This is a genomic window from Stenotrophomonas maltophilia (genome assembly GCF_004920835.1).
GTDB lineage: Bacteria > Pseudomonadota > Gammaproteobacteria > Xanthomonadales > Xanthomonadaceae > Stenotrophomonas > Stenotrophomonas maltophilia_AQ.
Genome location: NZ_QFHO01000001.1, coordinates 101792 through 114558, shown reverse-complemented (window position 1 = coordinate 114558; position 12767 = coordinate 101792). Strand labels below are relative to the sequence as shown.

17 protein-coding genes are annotated in these 12767 nt (G+C 67.1%); 1 reads left to right on the top strand and 16 read right to left on the bottom strand.

The features are described 5' to 3' along the window. Positions 1-82: 82 nt before the first annotated feature. Positions 83-967: an NAD(P)-dependent oxidoreductase gene (locus DI041_RS00485; protein WP_136637977.1), complete on the bottom strand. Its 885-nt coding sequence runs from the start codon at positions 965-967 to the stop codon at positions 83-85. A gap of 410 nt (positions 968-1377) precedes the next feature. On the opposite strand from DI041_RS00485, the gene DI041_RS00480 reads away from it, so the two are divergent. Continuing rightward, the gene (locus tag DI041_RS00480; protein WP_046983342.1) at positions 1378-2871 is read left to right on the top strand and encodes a helix-turn-helix domain-containing protein; all 1494 of its coding nucleotides are present in this window, start codon (positions 1378-1380) and stop codon (positions 2869-2871) included. A 59-nt stretch (positions 2872-2930) separates the two neighbouring features. Here the strand turns inward: DI041_RS00480 and DI041_RS21370 are convergent, their stop codons facing one another. The 15 genes from DI041_RS21370 to DI041_RS00405 all read right to left on the bottom strand — a co-directional run bounded on the left by DI041_RS21370 (position 2931) and on the right by DI041_RS00405 (position 12700). Continuing rightward, a complete protein-coding gene (locus tag DI041_RS21370) occupies positions 2931-3377 on the bottom strand; it encodes a hypothetical protein (RefSeq protein WP_248298397.1) in 447 nt (148 codons plus the stop codon). After that, a complete protein-coding gene (locus DI041_RS00470; protein ID WP_136637978.1) occupies positions 3374-4453 on the bottom strand; it encodes a hypothetical protein in 1080 nt (359 codons plus the stop codon). The genes DI041_RS21370 and DI041_RS00470 overlap by 4 nt, the downstream gene beginning before the upstream one ends. A 20-nt stretch (positions 4454-4473) precedes the next feature. Then, complete coding sequence (locus DI041_RS00465; RefSeq protein ID WP_136637979.1) at positions 4474-4821, bottom strand: hypothetical protein; 348 nt, start codon at positions 4819-4821, stop codon at positions 4474-4476. 47 nt (positions 4822-4868) lie between these two features. Then, a complete protein-coding gene (locus tag DI041_RS00460) occupies positions 4869-5453 on the bottom strand; it encodes a RebB family R body protein (RefSeq protein WP_136637980.1) in 585 nt (194 codons plus the stop codon). Continuing rightward, positions 5450-5686, bottom strand: a complete 237-nt coding sequence (locus DI041_RS00455) for a RebB family R body protein (RefSeq protein WP_046985584.1) — start codon at positions 5684-5686, stop codon at positions 5450-5452. The genes DI041_RS00460 and DI041_RS00455 overlap by 4 nt, the downstream gene beginning before the upstream one ends. Before the next feature lie 70 nt (positions 5687-5756). Then, on the bottom strand, positions 5757-6029 hold the full coding sequence (locus tag DI041_RS00450; protein ID WP_005416651.1) for a RebB family R body protein: 273 nt from the start codon (positions 6027-6029) through the stop codon (positions 5757-5759). A 60-nt stretch (positions 6030-6089) separates the two neighbouring features. Continuing rightward, a complete protein-coding gene (locus DI041_RS00445; RefSeq protein WP_046985583.1) occupies positions 6090-6356 on the bottom strand; it encodes a RebB family R body protein in 267 nt (88 codons plus the stop codon). 26 nt (positions 6357-6382) lie between these two features. Beyond that, positions 6383-6652, bottom strand: a complete 270-nt coding sequence (locus DI041_RS00440) for a RebB family R body protein (protein ID WP_046985582.1) — start codon at positions 6650-6652, stop codon at positions 6383-6385. 43 nt (positions 6653-6695) lie between these two features. Then, positions 6696-6986, bottom strand: coding sequence for a RebB family R body protein (locus DI041_RS00435; protein ID WP_005416648.1), 291 nt, complete (start codon positions 6984-6986; stop codon positions 6696-6698). A gap of 300 nt (positions 6987-7286) precedes the next feature. Further along, a complete protein-coding gene (locus DI041_RS00430) occupies positions 7287-8579 on the bottom strand; it encodes a transporter (protein ID WP_136637981.1) in 1293 nt (430 codons plus the stop codon). 46 nt (positions 8580-8625) lie between these two features. Next, positions 8626-9375: a hypothetical protein gene (locus DI041_RS00425; protein WP_136637982.1), complete on the bottom strand. Its 750-nt coding sequence runs from the start codon at positions 9373-9375 to the stop codon at positions 8626-8628. 13 nt (positions 9376-9388) lie between these two features. Next, entirely contained in the window at positions 9389-10093 is a 705-nt protein-coding gene (locus DI041_RS00420; protein WP_136637983.1) for a C39 family peptidase, read from the bottom strand. Between the two features lie 99 nt (positions 10094-10192). Next, complete coding sequence (locus DI041_RS00415; RefSeq protein ID WP_012511147.1) at positions 10193-11509, bottom strand: FapB/FapC family functional amyloid domain-containing protein; 1317 nt, start codon at positions 11507-11509, stop codon at positions 10193-10195. Between the two features lie 43 nt (positions 11510-11552). After that, the gene (locus DI041_RS00410) at positions 11553-12170 is read right to left on the bottom strand and encodes a FapB/FapC family functional amyloid domain-containing protein (protein WP_136637984.1); all 618 of its coding nucleotides are present in this window, start codon (positions 12168-12170) and stop codon (positions 11553-11555) included. Continuing rightward, positions 12167-12700 carry a FapA family amyloid fibril periplasmic chaperone gene (locus DI041_RS00405; protein WP_136637985.1) on the bottom strand — a complete coding sequence of 178 codons (534 nt, stop codon included), beginning with the start codon at positions 12698-12700 and terminating at the stop codon, positions 12167-12169. The genes DI041_RS00410 and DI041_RS00405 overlap by 4 nt, the downstream gene beginning before the upstream one ends. Positions 12701-12767: the final 67 nt, after the last annotated feature.

Sequence of the window (12767 nt, the reverse complement as noted above, 5' to 3'; positions counted from 1 at the left end):
GAGGACAGGCACCATGCCTGCCGAGCTGGACTGAATATAGCAGCGGGCAGGGACTGCTGTGGTGCCGGAAGATGATTCCAGTTCAGGCTCCGCTGGTGGCCTGTGGGCCGCCCCGGATCGCCTGGAGTACCGCGGCCATGTCCAGCCCTCCCAGCCCCATCCGCTGCGCCCGCGCGAACAGTGCATCGCTGGCGTCGATCAGGGGCGCCTGCATGCCCGCCTCGTGCGCGGCACCGGCCACCAGGCCGCTGTTTTTCAGAACATCGGTGATCGAGGCCTGGACCGCGAAGTCCTCGCGGATCATCTTGTCCAGCTTGATCCTCGATACCTCGCTGGCCATCGGCCCGGCGTTGAGTACTTCGGCGAAGCGCTCCAGGGCAATGCCGTGGACCTTGGCGAAGTGGACGGCCTCGCCCAGTGCGGTGACCAGCGTGATCAGATACAGGTTCACTGCCAGCTTCATGCGTAACGCCGCTGGCACCTGACCGCACGCGACGCACTGCCGGCCGAGGGGCGCAAGCAGGTGCGAGGCTTCTGCCACGTCAGCGGCGTCGCCGGCCAGCATGATGACCAGTTGCGCGGCTTCCGCCTGCACCCGCGAGCCGGAGACCGGCGCTTCCACGTAGCGCCCGCCTGCCGCGCGGATCTGTTCGCCCAACGCTTGGGAATAGGCTGCCGAGCTGGTGCCCATGTTGATCACCAGGCGGCCTTTGACGCGGGCAGGGAAGGTCGGCGTGTTCCGATCCAGCACGCTGTCGATGGCCTCGTCGTTGGCCAGCATGAGCAGGATCGTCCCGCACGCGTCGAACACGTCCTGCCGTTGCGTGATGGGCTGCACGCCGGCGGTGCGTGCAGCCTCGTGGTTTCGGCCGGAGCGGGACCAGCCCAGCACGGCGTGCCCGGCCCGCGCGAGGTGGCCCGCCATCGGCGTGCCCATCACGCCCAGGCCGATGAATCCCAATGGCATGGGAGGCTCCCGATCATGGCAAGGCGTCGATCATGCCGCAGATCGGCAAAGGGCGCGCAGGCCGTGCAGGTCGACATTCCCCCGCGTTGCATTGCTGGCAAAGATAATCACCGATATTCACGTGATTATCATCACGATTTTCTCGAAACTCGCTTTCGATAATCCCGGGGCCGAATGCGCGTATCTGCGTTTGAGGCGCCGGGATCCGTCCGACGTCCGCATCGTCGACCTACCGACGGCAACCTCCTGGGGGCATGGGGGCGGACAGTGTGCAGGTTCACCTGCGTGTGCTGCGGCTGGCGCGAGGCGCGGCGGGGGCGTCGCAGCATCACGCAATGAAGCCGCACGGTACCCATTGCGCGATCACCCGCTGCAACGGCAGCGGGTTGCCATTCGAAAGGGGAGTTTCAATGCACAGGCAAGTCAGTGAGATGTTGCAGCGCGCCTATCGACCCCACCGGTCCTTGCCAGACCTGTTGGGCGCGTTCGTGAAGGAGTTCTCGCAACACCATGCATTGCGTGGCGGCAGCGTCCATCTGCGCGGTTCCAGTGCTGGCCATACGGACGTGACTGCGGTGGCGGTAACGGACGACAACACCGCTGCCCGCCAGCGCTTGCCGATCCGCTATGGCAGCGAGGTACTGGGTGAGCTGCATCTGGAAGGTGAAGAGGGCCGGCTGGACGGTAGTGCCCTGGCGCTGGGTGAACAGTTTGCCCAGCGCTGTGCACACCTGATCAAGCGCTACGAGGCCAAGGCCTGGGCCGAACAGGCGCTGAGCCGACCGCTGCTGCTGGTCGGCGCCGGTGAGGCGCTGAAGCAGATGGACGAGTTCGTCGAACGCGCGGCGGCCAGTCCGCTGCCGGTACTGCTGCGTGGCGAGTTCGGTACCGAGAAAATGGAACTGGCCGCCGCCCTGCACAGTGGTGGCCGATACCGGCAAGGCCCGTTTGTCGAGGTGAACTGTGTCCATCCACAGGGCGAAGCCTGCGACTGGTTCGCGCGCGCGCAGGGCGGAACGCTGTACTTCCATGAAGTCGACGAACTGCCGGTGTCGCTGCAGGGCCAGCTGTCACATCGCATGCGTGGGCTGCCCGCCGCGCATGCCGATGCGCAGGCGACCGGTCCGACACGGGTGATCGCCTCGACCAGCGCGGACCTTGAACAACGGGTGAGGGAGAAGCAGTTCTCGCGCGCCCTGCTGGCCGGACTGGAGTTCCTGACCGTGGATATTCCGCCGCTGCGCGAACGGGTGGAGGACATCGCCGCGCTGGCGGCACGTTCGCTGGAGCTGCACGGGTTCAATCCCCATGTGCTGGGTGACGATGTGCTGGAAGCTTTGTGTGCGCATGACTGGCCCGGCAACCTGCTGGAGATGGAGCGGGTGGTGGTGCGGTTGGCGGTGATGACCGGTGGCCGCTGCATCCGTCGCGACGATCTGGCACGCCACGCGCCGGATCTGGCAGCGGGCAATGTCGCCATCGATGCCGGGCGCGCGCCGCAACTACCGCCCGGGGTTGAGGAAGCTGCCGCTCCCGAGCCTGGGCAGCAGGACGCGCCGAGGGCTGCGCATGAAGGCCTGCACGATGGCCTGAAGCGTGCCCTGGCCTATCTGAAGGACCACGCTGCCGAGCCGCTCACACTGGGTGACCTCGCCCGCCAGGCCCATGTCAGCCAGTCTCACCTGGGATTCCTGTTTCGCAGCGAGCTGGGTACGACGTTCAAGCTGCTTCTGCAGCAACTGCGCATCGAGCATGCCAAGCAGCTGCTGCGGGATGGGCAACGCCTGCGCATTACCGATGTCGCACTGCAGGTTGGCTTCGGTGACCTGAGCCACTTCGAAAAGAGCTTCCGACGCGCGGTGGGGGTCAGCCCGCGCAGCTACCGTCGAACGCCGGATCAGTAAAGCAAACGCCCCGGTGCAGGCGCGGGCCTGCCCGGGGTGCTGGGATGGCAGATCAGGCGTTACCGTGCGTTTGCTTCAGCAGCGCGCTGCACGGCCTGCTCGGCGGCTTCGTCCGCGCGGCGTGCCGCTTCGGCGGCGGCCTCGACAGCGCGTTGCGAAACCTCCATCGCGGCGCGGATGCCTTCTTCACTGGCAGCCATCGCGGCGTCCGCCAGCTCCTGGGCGATTTCCATCGGGGTTTTGCCCGCCGGATGGGCGGGAGTAGGCTTACCGGGAAGCGGGGTCGGGAAGGTCATCGTCGGTGCTCCTGCTGGGGATGAGGGGAGAACACCGTCGCTGCGTTCCCCCAGGATGTGGCGCAATGCCGCCTGGGCATCGGCCAGGATCTTCTGCGCTTGTTGTCGGGCCGCCATGCGTCCGGCAGCAACGGCCGTGCCTGCCGCCGAAGCGAGGGCCTCCGTCGCTGCCTGCACGCCATCGCCACCCGGCGCCGGAAGCGGGTTCACACCGTATCCGCCTGATAGCCAACCTGTGCTTCATCGCCCAGGTAGCGGCGGGTTCGGCGGTAGTCCTGCAGGGTGATCACATTGTCCTCCACCTGCACCAGCGCCTGCGCCCTGGAGCCATCGATCGCGAACTGCACGCTGGCACCATCCTGGCCGAGCTGGCCACGGGAGACCGGATGCTCGTTGAGGAACTCCTGCGCATCGCGCAACTGCCAACGCGCGGCCTCGCGCAGCCGGCTGTCGTCCAGCAGCAAGTCGGGATCGTTGTCGAAGCATGCGGCCATCTGCTGGGCGGCCAGCGAGATGCGGGCGTAGCCGATCTGCCGGTTCGCGGCCAGGCTTGCGGCGATCGCCTCGCGCACCTGCTCCGGCGACGGCAGCTGTGGCAACTGCGGCCCGTCCAGGAAGCCGAACAGGATCGGCAGCACCTGCTGCAACGCCCGGGTGGCACGCGTCAGCCGATGCTCGCGGCCGCCGCCACCTGCGCTCACCCGCTGGTAGAAGCGGAAGTAGTCGGCAAACTCGATGGGCCTGCGCGCGTGCAGCAGCGCGAAGCTGGCGGCGTCGGCCAGGTCCTCGCGCCCTGCGGCGGACATTCCCACCTCACCGGCGAGCTGGTGGAGCGCCACCGATTCACGAAAATCCAGTTGCTGCAGCAGCGGAGCATCGGCTGCGCCAATCGAGGCCAGGAACGCACGCGAGGCGCCGAGTTCGGTATTGGTCAGCAGCCGATGTCTTGCCAGTACTCCCTGTGCCTCGCTGTGCGACAGGCGCGTGTCATCGCCAAACTCGATGTCGCGCAGGGCACCGAGGTCACTGGTACCGAGACTGAGCAGCTTGATCGGGCCGATCTGCAACCCGATGCGCGGCAACCATGTCATGCGCGAACCGTGCAGACCCTGCTGCACCCCATCGAGCATCGTACCCTCGTCGGAGAAGGCGTAACGGTGCTCATGCGATTCCATGGCCCACTTCAGCCAGTGCTCGCCGCCGTCGATGAACTGAAGGACATGCCTGCAGGATTGACTGATCTGGTTGGCCTGGGGGATGGAACGACCGGCAATGAAAACGCTCATGCGTGGCTCTCCTGGCGGCCTCACTGGGCCGGAAAATCCTTGAGGACGGTCGCAGCGGCACTGCCGACCCGGGTGAAGTCGTTGGTGGCCCCCTGCATCATGGTCTGCGCCTGCGTGAGCACCCTCGCATACTTTTCGTCCCCCGTCGCCAGGTACTGGGCCATTGCCACGCCGGCTGCGGTGGTCGCGATGGTTGAGACATTGCGCAGTGCGTCGGCGGCATCCTGCACGGCGATCGCTGCAGACTGGGCTACCGACTGGTAGGCCTTGCCGGCGCCACTGGTCTTCACCACGGTCGCGGACATGGTGGCCGTCTGCACCTGGTTGATCACATCGATGACCTGGGCGTTGACGTTGCTCGGGTCCATACGGGCTCCTTGATGGGCGGGTGCGGCCGCAGGCGGCCTGTGTAGTGTCAGGCCCCGGCGTCAGTGTTGCCTGTGGCCGGGGAAGAGGGGGATTCTGGCGCGGAATCCTGGGCGGGACCTGCGGCCGGATCCGGACCGGACGAGGGGTCGGGCGCAGGACCGGGCGCGGGCGCTGCCGCATTGCCTGCGAGCGTTTCGAGTGCATGCAGGCTGCTGGTAGCGGCCGCAGCGTCGGCAGTGGCACCGTGGGTCTGTGCCTGCAGGACGCTGATGGCGGTCTTTCCTTCTGCGGTGGCCGCGGCGATCACTGCCGCAGGCGAAGGGGGCGCCGGCACCGGGCCGGGCAGGGGGATGACCTGCGGCGGTGGCGGCGGAGGAGGTTCCGGAGCGGGCGGCGGCACCGGCCAGGGGGCATTGATCATCTTCGCGCAGGTCGCGGTGACCGCTGCGTTGCTGACCATGCCCGCACCCTGCTGGCGCGCGACGGCGTTGTGCATGGCGGTGCCCAACGTCTCCAGCATCACCATGTCCAGCATGCTGAAGGACTGCGCCGGCCCCTGGGCCACCAGCAGGGTCGAGGCGGCGCTGACGCTGTCGACGATCTGGCTGTTGACGGTGTTCTCACTGCTCATGACGGAACGGCTCCCTTCTGGATGATCAGGGCCAGGACCTGGGCCAGGCTTGCCCCGGCGGTCACCTGGCCGCGTTGCTGGTTGGCCACCGCGTTCTGCATTGCCAGGCCAAGACTGTCGGCCATCGCCAGGTACGTGGCGGACATCGCGAACGAGGGGGCGAGGGCGATCGCCATCCCGGAGCCAGTGCTGGTTGCAGCCAGCAGGTAGCCGGTGGCAGGCGATCCGGCCATCGATCAGGGGCCCGACGTGACGCCGCCCTGAGCGGGGGCGCGGCGGTTGGCGTCACGCCGGGCCGACACGTCAGCGCAGGCCCAGGATTTCGCGGGTGGCCACGCCGTTGGAGGCGGTGTCGATCGCATACAGCGTGGACACCCCCTGGGTGGTCGACGCCTGCATGGTCACGTAGGACTGCTGCTGGTTGTTGGTGGCGTTGTGCGCCGCGTTGGACAGTGCCTGGCTGGTGGCCACGAACAGGTTGCCCATTGCGATGGCCGGCGCATCACCAAGCACCTTGGTGTTGACCTGCGAGACCGAATCGGTGATCTGGCTGTTGACGGCGGTGGGAAATGCCATGGTGGAAGCTCCTAGGGTGGACAGCACTACAGGAACGGAGATTGCCGGCACTCAATGGAATCAGCCGAGAATCTTCCGGGTGGCGGCGCCGGTGGCGCCGGTATCGACGGCGTAGAGCAGCGAGACGCCCATCGTGGTCGCGGCCTGTGCCGTGACATACATCTGCTGCTGGGCGAGCGTCGCGTTGTGGGCGGCATTGGCCAGCGCCTGCGCGGTGGCCTGGTACAGCGCGCCCATTGCCGTGGCAGGCGCCACGCCCAGCACCTGCAGGTTGGCCTGGCTGACCGAGTCGGTGATCTGGTCGTTGACGGCCGTGGGAAATGCCATGGCTCAGCTCCTTGCCTGCCGGCGCATCACGCGCCGAGGATCTGCTTGGTGGCCACGCCGGTGGTGGCAGTATCGATCGCGTACAGGGTGGCCACGCCCATGGTGGTGGCTGCCTGCGCCGTCACATAGGACTGCTGTTGGGCGTTGGTGGCGTTGTGGGCGGCGTTGGCCAGCGCCTGCGCGGTGGCCTGGTAGAGGTTGCCCATGGCCACGGCGGGGCCGTCGCCCAGCACTTTGGTATTGACCTGGGTGACTGAATCGGTGATCTGGTCGTTCACAGCGGTTGGGAATGCCATGTCTATCTCCTTGAGGTTGGCGGGTCAGCTACGGAACGACAGATCAGGAACCCAGGCCGCGGACGCGGGTGCTGAGGATTTCCTTGCTCGCTACCGCCGTGGTGGCGGTATCGATCGAGTACAGCGTGGCCACACCCATGGTGGTGGCCGACTGCGCGGTCACGTAGGACTGCTGCTGTGCGTTGGTGGCGTTGTGCGCGGCGTTGGCCAGTGCCTGGGCGGTGGCCTGGTACAGATTGCCCACCGCCACGGCGGGCGCGTCGCCCAGCACCTTGGTGTTGGCCTGGGTGACCGAATCGGTGATCTGGTCGTTTACCGCGGTTGGAAATGCCATGTCCTGCTCCTGCGAAAAGGTGGAAGTGCGTGGTATCCAGTGTCACGGTGCGTTGCCTGCAGCGGCCTGGGCTTCACCGTGGGGCCAGAGTAGGAAATGGCGTCGCCGCCGGATTGGCGGAATCGACGGAGAATGCGGGGGGATCACCGTGAAGGTGCGACGTGAATGCGGCGGAACTGATGATCAGCGCCGTCATCGCCAGAGCTGGCGGGTTGCCCCGGGGCACACACAGGGCGTGCACACGGGGGCCGCGATTCGGCGGCGACGGGCAGCGGCCACGTCGTCGCCGAATCGGGCGGGTCAGAGCATGTACGGGATCTTGAACGCCAGGGTGAAGTCCGGCGCATCCGGGGTCAGGCCGATGCCGAGCAGGGTCACCAAGGTGGTGTGCTGGTTCAGCGCATAGGTCACGCCCAGATTCAGTGACGCTGCGTTGGCGTCACTGCCGATCACCTTCATCCACTTGCCGCCCTCGAAGCGGGTAGAGGCGCGGGCGCTGATGCGGTCACTGAAGGACAGGCTGAGGCTGGTGCGCTCGTTGAACGCGAACGCCACGCCCGCGCCGAAGTACACCGAGCCGCCCAGCTTCACGTCACCGGGATTGACCGTGTCCGGATTGCTGTCGATGTCGTTGAACCCGCGCGGAATCGAGTGCACGTAGCCGATGTTGGCGAACAGGATCGCCGGGTCGGCGGTCTTGACCATCGACAGGCCGACATTGGCCTGCCACACGCCATTGCCAGTGGGTTGCTCGCGTGGCACGGCGAAACGGATGTAGTCATCGTCGTCGCGCTCGATGACCTTCCAGTCCAGGCCGTAGGGCGCTCGCCCGGTCGGCGCGGTCACGCCGGCAGTGAGCACGGTTTCCGGGCGCCAGCCGCGCTCGCCGAACAGGCGGTAGTTCGCACTCAGACCGATATCACCCAGGCCGTTGCCGTTGGTTTCCTCCTGCGCGATGGCCGCCGCTGCGCCACCGGCACCACCCTTCTGGTAGACCGTGCGTCGCGCCAGGTAAGGCACATCCAGATTCAGCGTCAGGTTGGGGCTGACGCCCCAGCGAGCCGCAACGTTGTAGGTCAACGAATCGGATTCGACGTTCTCGATGGCGATGTTGCCGAGGAAGATCGCGTCCAGGGCAAGGAAGCCGTTGAGGGTGAGCTGCTTGCGGTCGTAGCGGGCGTAGGTAAGGCTGTTCTCGATGGTGAAGCGCCGCGAGAACAGCGCGGATTGCTGCTGCTTGACATCATCCACGCTGCGCCTCGACTCCTGCTTGGCCTGCTGCGCCTCGGCGGCGGTGCTGGCGTAGCCTTCGCTGCTGGGTGGAACGGCTGCGGCGGCTGCCGCGGCCAGCGGCGCGGCGGGCGTCGCTGTGGCTGGGCCCACCCGGCCACTCAATCGTGCCTGCATCGCCTGCACCTGCATATCCAGTTCGCGCAGCCGCCGCACTTCCTGTGCGTAATTGGCCTTCAGCTGTTCCAACTGGTTGGCCAGCGCCTGCACGTCGGCGCCGTCGTCCCCTGTGGTCGGGGCCGCGAGCGCGGTGCCCGCCAGCGCCGCCAGCGCCAGCGGGGTGATCCTCAGAAGGGTGTGCATGTTCGTGTCCTGCGTTGTGAAGCGCTTCCCCCAATGCCGCGCCGCGCTACTGGCCCGGCCCCATGCCGCGGTTCAACGCAATCGCCTGGGCCACGTTCTGGCTCAACGGCAGGTTGCCGCCCACGGTGTTGCGAACCAGCTCCAGCCGCAGTTGGTTGCTGGCGATCTGGCCATCACCGGCCAGGGCAATGCCCTGGCCGACGCTGCCATTGCGGATCCACTGTTGCACCAGGCCCTGGCCATCCACCTGCAGGAGCAGGCGGGCCTGGTTGCCATCGAGCACCGCGGTCGCGGTTGCGCCGGACTGCTGCGCGCTGACCGAACGCGCACCCTCGCTCGCTGCAGAAGGCACCTCGCCATCACGCACGCTCAGCGTGGTGACATTGCGAGCGACGTTGCCATCGCCGGCCACCTGTACGCTCTGCACCAGGCCGCTGGCGTTGGCCAGGCCGCTGCTGTCGATGCTGCGGCCGCGGGTGTCCGGCAGTGGCGCATCAGCAGCGGTCACATGCACGCTGGGCTGGAAGCTCAGCTTCGGCGCACCGCCGCCGCGGAAGTCCATGGCCAGGGTCAATGCGCCCTGCAGGGTGGCGCCGTTGCCGGCCTGCCACTGCGAAACCATGGTCACCCCGAACCAGGCCACGTTGTTGCCGCCCACGGTGTAGCGGCCTCGCATCAGGCTCAGTTCCGGGTCCGGAATTTCCTTCAGGCCGCGACCGGGCGTGCCCTCTGCCGCCTGCAGGGACAGGGCAGGGAAGGCCAGCAGCAGGGCCATCATCAGCGGTTGACGGAACATGGTCGAACCTCCTTCAGAACAGGTCGGCATGGCTGAAGCCGAAGTCGACCAGTTCGGCATCGGTGATGGGCCCCTGCCGCGCATACAGCGCGCGCGCACTGGGCCGTTCGCTGGGTTGCAGCAGGGCGGTGTTGCGGTCGAAGTCGCTGCCGATCACCACGAACACTGCGCGTGATGGCCAGGCCGCAAGGAATTCAGGCAGCGCCAGGCTGCGGTTGCCAAGGATCGGGTCGGCCACCTCGACGATGCCGTTGCGGACCTGCTTGAGCACCACGAAATGGCGGAAGCCGCGCACGTCCATCAGCACCAGGCCGGGGACGCGCAAGGTGCGCAGACGGGATTCGTCGATACGGTAGCCGCGGCCGCGCATGCCCAGCGATTCCACGTAGCGCTTGATGTCGAGCAGCGAAAAACCGCGCTCGGCCACCAGTGCGGGATCGGAGACCCCCATCATCCCCTCGATCACCGTCGCCTCGTCGGTATCCAGGTGGTAGGCGTGGCGCAGGATGGTGGCCAGTGCGGCGGCCCCGCAGCTGTAATCGGTGTGTTGGCGCACCACGTTGCGGTAGCGTCGCTCCTGCATGCTCTCCACCTTCTGCTGCAGCAACGCGCCATTGGGCAGTACGCCGCTGAAGCGCACCTCGCCCGCGCACGCGGAGGCGGTACCCAGCAGCAACAGCATCGCCAGCAGGCGCATCGAGAGGCGGCAACGGATCATCACGTTCTCCGGCAGCAGGGGGGAGCCCCTGTCCCAAGGGGGAGGAGGAACAGGGGCTCCCGGGAACCCGGCCATTGGCGGACGGCCGGGGTGTTGCGCTTACTCGCCGCTGCCACCACCGCCGCCGGTGCTGGGCTGGGCGACAGCCAGGGCCAGGCTGTTGGCCTGCAGGTTGCCGGTGCCCGCCGCCACGTTCACGCCGATGTTGCCGGAGGCGCCAGAGAAGGCACTGCCGGACAACGCCGAGGTGTTGGTCGCGTTGACGTTCACCCAGCGCGTGGTGCTGACCGTGCCGCTGAGGCTGGCGTACAGATCGGCCACGCCCAGTTCGACGAACTGGCTGGTACCGCTCTCACGCGTATCGAAGCCCAGGCCGCCCACCCCCGGCCGGTTGGGGTTCATCGTGGCGTTCTGGATCTCGTTGTCCAGGTCGATGTGGCCGGTGCTGTTGCCACCCGGGTGCGGCAGCTCGCCATTCCACGTATCCAGGTAGTAGTTGGCCATCTGGTAGGCGTTGCCGGTGCCGCGGTAGGTGCCCGCGCCATAGGCCAGGGTCAGGCCGCTGACGCCGCCACGCATGCCGACCTGCACGGTGTCCGTGTAGGACTGCACGAAGCCGGCGTTGCTGACCGTGTTGCCGGTGGAGACCTGGTTGGAGCTGATGCTCGACTGCGCCACTGCGGTGGTCGCTACCGAGGCCGCGAGCGCGTTCTTCTGCTCGTTGTTGTTGCCCGAGGCGATGTTCACGCCGATGTTGCCCGAAGCACCACCGAAGGCGTTGCCGCCGAGGCCCGCGGCGTTGGTGACGCCGGAGTTCATGGTGGCGTTGCCGAAGCCGGCCTGGTTCACGAACACTTCGGCATCGGCCATGCCGAAGCTGAAGGATGCATCGGCCGCGGACAGCGACGCGGCGTTGTCCTGGGCGTTGTTGTCGCCGGACACCACGTTGAAGCCGAGGTTGCCCGAAGCGCCGGCACCGACACTGTCGCCGATGGAGGCACTATTGGTGACCAGGCTGTTGCTGGTGGCGTTGTTGCTGATCGACTGCCGGTTGTCGATCACCGCGATGGCGGCGGAGTCTAGATCGATGTCGCCGGTGATGTTCGGGTCACCGGAGAAGTTGATGTCGGTGCTCAGGCGCAGGTCCTTCTCCAGGTTCACGTCGACGCCGTGGTTGTTCTTTTCCTTGCGTTCGTCGGCCTGGATGTTGCTGTGCTTCTGCACATTGACGTTGACGGTGCGGTTGCGTACGTCGTTGTCGGTATGGTTGTGGGTGTCGTTGCGGGTTTCGCTGACGGTGTGGTTGTGGTTGATGTTCGCATTGGCGTTCTGGTTGTCCCAGCCATTGGCCGCAGCGGCGGTCGAGGCAGTGGCAATCGCCATGGCGAGCATGGTCTGTTTGACGGTCGCTTTCATGGTGCCCTCTCTCTCATCAGGTGGTGCATCGGTTGGGTGGTTGTCACGGGCGGTCCTGCACGACCAGGCCAAGCACGTTGGCTGTCTCGTTGCCGCTGCCCGCGATCTGATTGAGTTGCAGGACCCCGTCGAATCCCCGCAGTGCGGTGCTGGCTACACCGGCGCTGCGGGTCCCCGTCGCAACGCCGCGACCGGCGTCGTCCCGCCCCCCTGCCAACGCGGAACCTTCGGCGGCCAGGGCCGTGTCGTCGGATTCGCGTATGCCCTGTCGAGCCAACGTCGCGCTGACGACGTTGAGCGTCGTGTTGGCGATGCCGCTGGCCTGGTTGATCGAAGCGATGCCGCTGGCACCGGCCAACGCGTTGCCGCCGATGAGCGCGGACGCCTCCATCGGCGCCGACAGCACCCGGTTGCCGCGCTGCAGCTGCTGGGCGCTGATGGCTACGTCGGCGAGTCCGCCGTGGGCAATGCCGCGCAGATTGGCCTGCAGGTTGAGGTCGCCGGCGGCCTGGTTCACGGCGATGGCACCGCTGGCGCCGGCCAGTGCGTTGCCGTCGATGCGGGCGACGTTGAGGTAGGCGAGCATGCCGCTGTAGTCATCGGCCAGTGCGCCCAGCGGCGTCGCGCCGAGCAACAGCAGCAGCCAGCGCAGGCGTTTCATTTTCCACCTGCCGGGGCAGTGCCCTGCAGCGGGAACTGGGCCAGTGCGCCGCGCACGGTATCGGCGATACCGCGGGTACTGCTGCCGACCGCGCCCAGCGGGCCGCTCATGGCACCGCCCAGGCTGCTGCCGACCATGCCATCGCCGCCTCGCCCCAGGGTGCCGCCCAGGGCCTGTTGGGTCACGCGCTCTACCGTTGTGCCGCCAGGCGCCGCGACCATGGCCGTGTGGCCTGCACCCATCCCGGCATAGTCGTCGTCGCTGAGCTCGTCCATGCCAGTCGAGGAGCCACCGCTGCCGAGCGCTGCGGCAATCTCGCGCTGCGGCTTCGGGTCGGCAATCAACGCCATCCCCGGTGGCGCCATGCGATAGGCCGGACGTGCCGATACGTCGCGTAACAGGACGATTTCGCCCGGTTGCGGCTTCACCCCTTGGCGGGCGCCCGATGCGGCCGCAATTCCCGGCAGCAGCAACAGCAGGACGGCCACTGAAGGGGCGATTCTGCGAAGAACTGGGGTGACACCGTCCATGCCGATCTCCCGCGATGGGTGCGGCGGAACCACGCATCAACCGTGCCAACTGCAGAACGCCCAACAG

Excerpts from the sequence above, each read along its gene's own strand:
- DI041_RS00470 (WP_136637978.1), bottom strand. The coding sequence starts at position 4,453 with ATGAGCGTTTTCATTGCCGGTCGTTCCATCCCCCAGGCCAACCAGATC.
- DI041_RS00465 (WP_136637979.1), bottom strand. The coding sequence starts at position 4,821 with ATGGACCCGAGCAACGTCAACGCCCAGGTCATCGATGTGATCAACCAG.
- DI041_RS00480 (WP_046983342.1), top strand. The coding sequence starts at position 1,378 with ATGCACAGGCAAGTCAGTGAGATGTTGCAGCGCGCCTATCGACCCCAC.
- DI041_RS00420 (WP_136637983.1), bottom strand. The coding sequence starts at position 10,093 with ATGATCCGTTGCCGCCTCTCGATGCGCCTGCTGGCGATGCTGTTGCTG.
- DI041_RS00450 (WP_005416651.1), bottom strand. The coding sequence starts at position 6,029 with ATGGCATTTCCCACCGCCGTCAACAGCCAGATCACCGATTCGGTCTCG.
- DI041_RS00430 (WP_136637981.1), bottom strand. The coding sequence starts at position 8,579 with ATGCACACCCTTCTGAGGATCACCCCGCTGGCGCTGGCGGCGCTGGCG.
- DI041_RS00455 (WP_046985584.1), bottom strand. The coding sequence starts at position 5,686 with ATGGCCGGATCGCCTGCCACCGGCTACCTGCTGGCTGCAACCAGCACT.
- DI041_RS00460 (WP_136637980.1), bottom strand. The coding sequence starts at position 5,453 with ATGAGCAGTGAGAACACCGTCAACAGCCAGATCGTCGACAGCGTCAGC.
- DI041_RS00445 (WP_046985583.1), bottom strand. The coding sequence starts at position 6,356 with ATGGCATTTCCCACGGCCGTCAACGACCAGATCACCGACTCGGTCAGC.
- DI041_RS00405 (WP_136637985.1), bottom strand. The coding sequence starts at position 12,700 with ATGGACGGTGTCACCCCAGTTCTTCGCAGAATCGCCCCTTCAGTGGCC.
- DI041_RS00425 (WP_136637982.1), bottom strand. The coding sequence starts at position 9,375 with ATGTTCCGTCAACCGCTGATGATGGCCCTGCTGCTGGCCTTCCCTGCC.
- DI041_RS00415 (WP_012511147.1), bottom strand. The coding sequence starts at position 11,509 with ATGAAAGCGACCGTCAAACAGACCATGCTCGCCATGGCGATTGCCACT.
- DI041_RS00485 (WP_136637977.1), bottom strand. The coding sequence starts at position 967 with ATGCCATTGGGATTCATCGGCCTGGGCGTGATGGGCACGCCGATGGCG.
- DI041_RS00440 (WP_046985582.1), bottom strand. The coding sequence starts at position 6,652 with ATGGCATTCCCAACCGCTGTGAACGACCAGATCACCGATTCAGTCACC.
- DI041_RS00410 (WP_136637984.1), bottom strand. The coding sequence starts at position 12,170 with ATGAAACGCCTGCGCTGGCTGCTGCTGTTGCTCGGCGCGACGCCGCTG.
- DI041_RS00435 (WP_005416648.1), bottom strand. The coding sequence starts at position 6,986 with ATGGCATTTCCAACCGCGGTAAACGACCAGATCACCGATTCGGTCACC.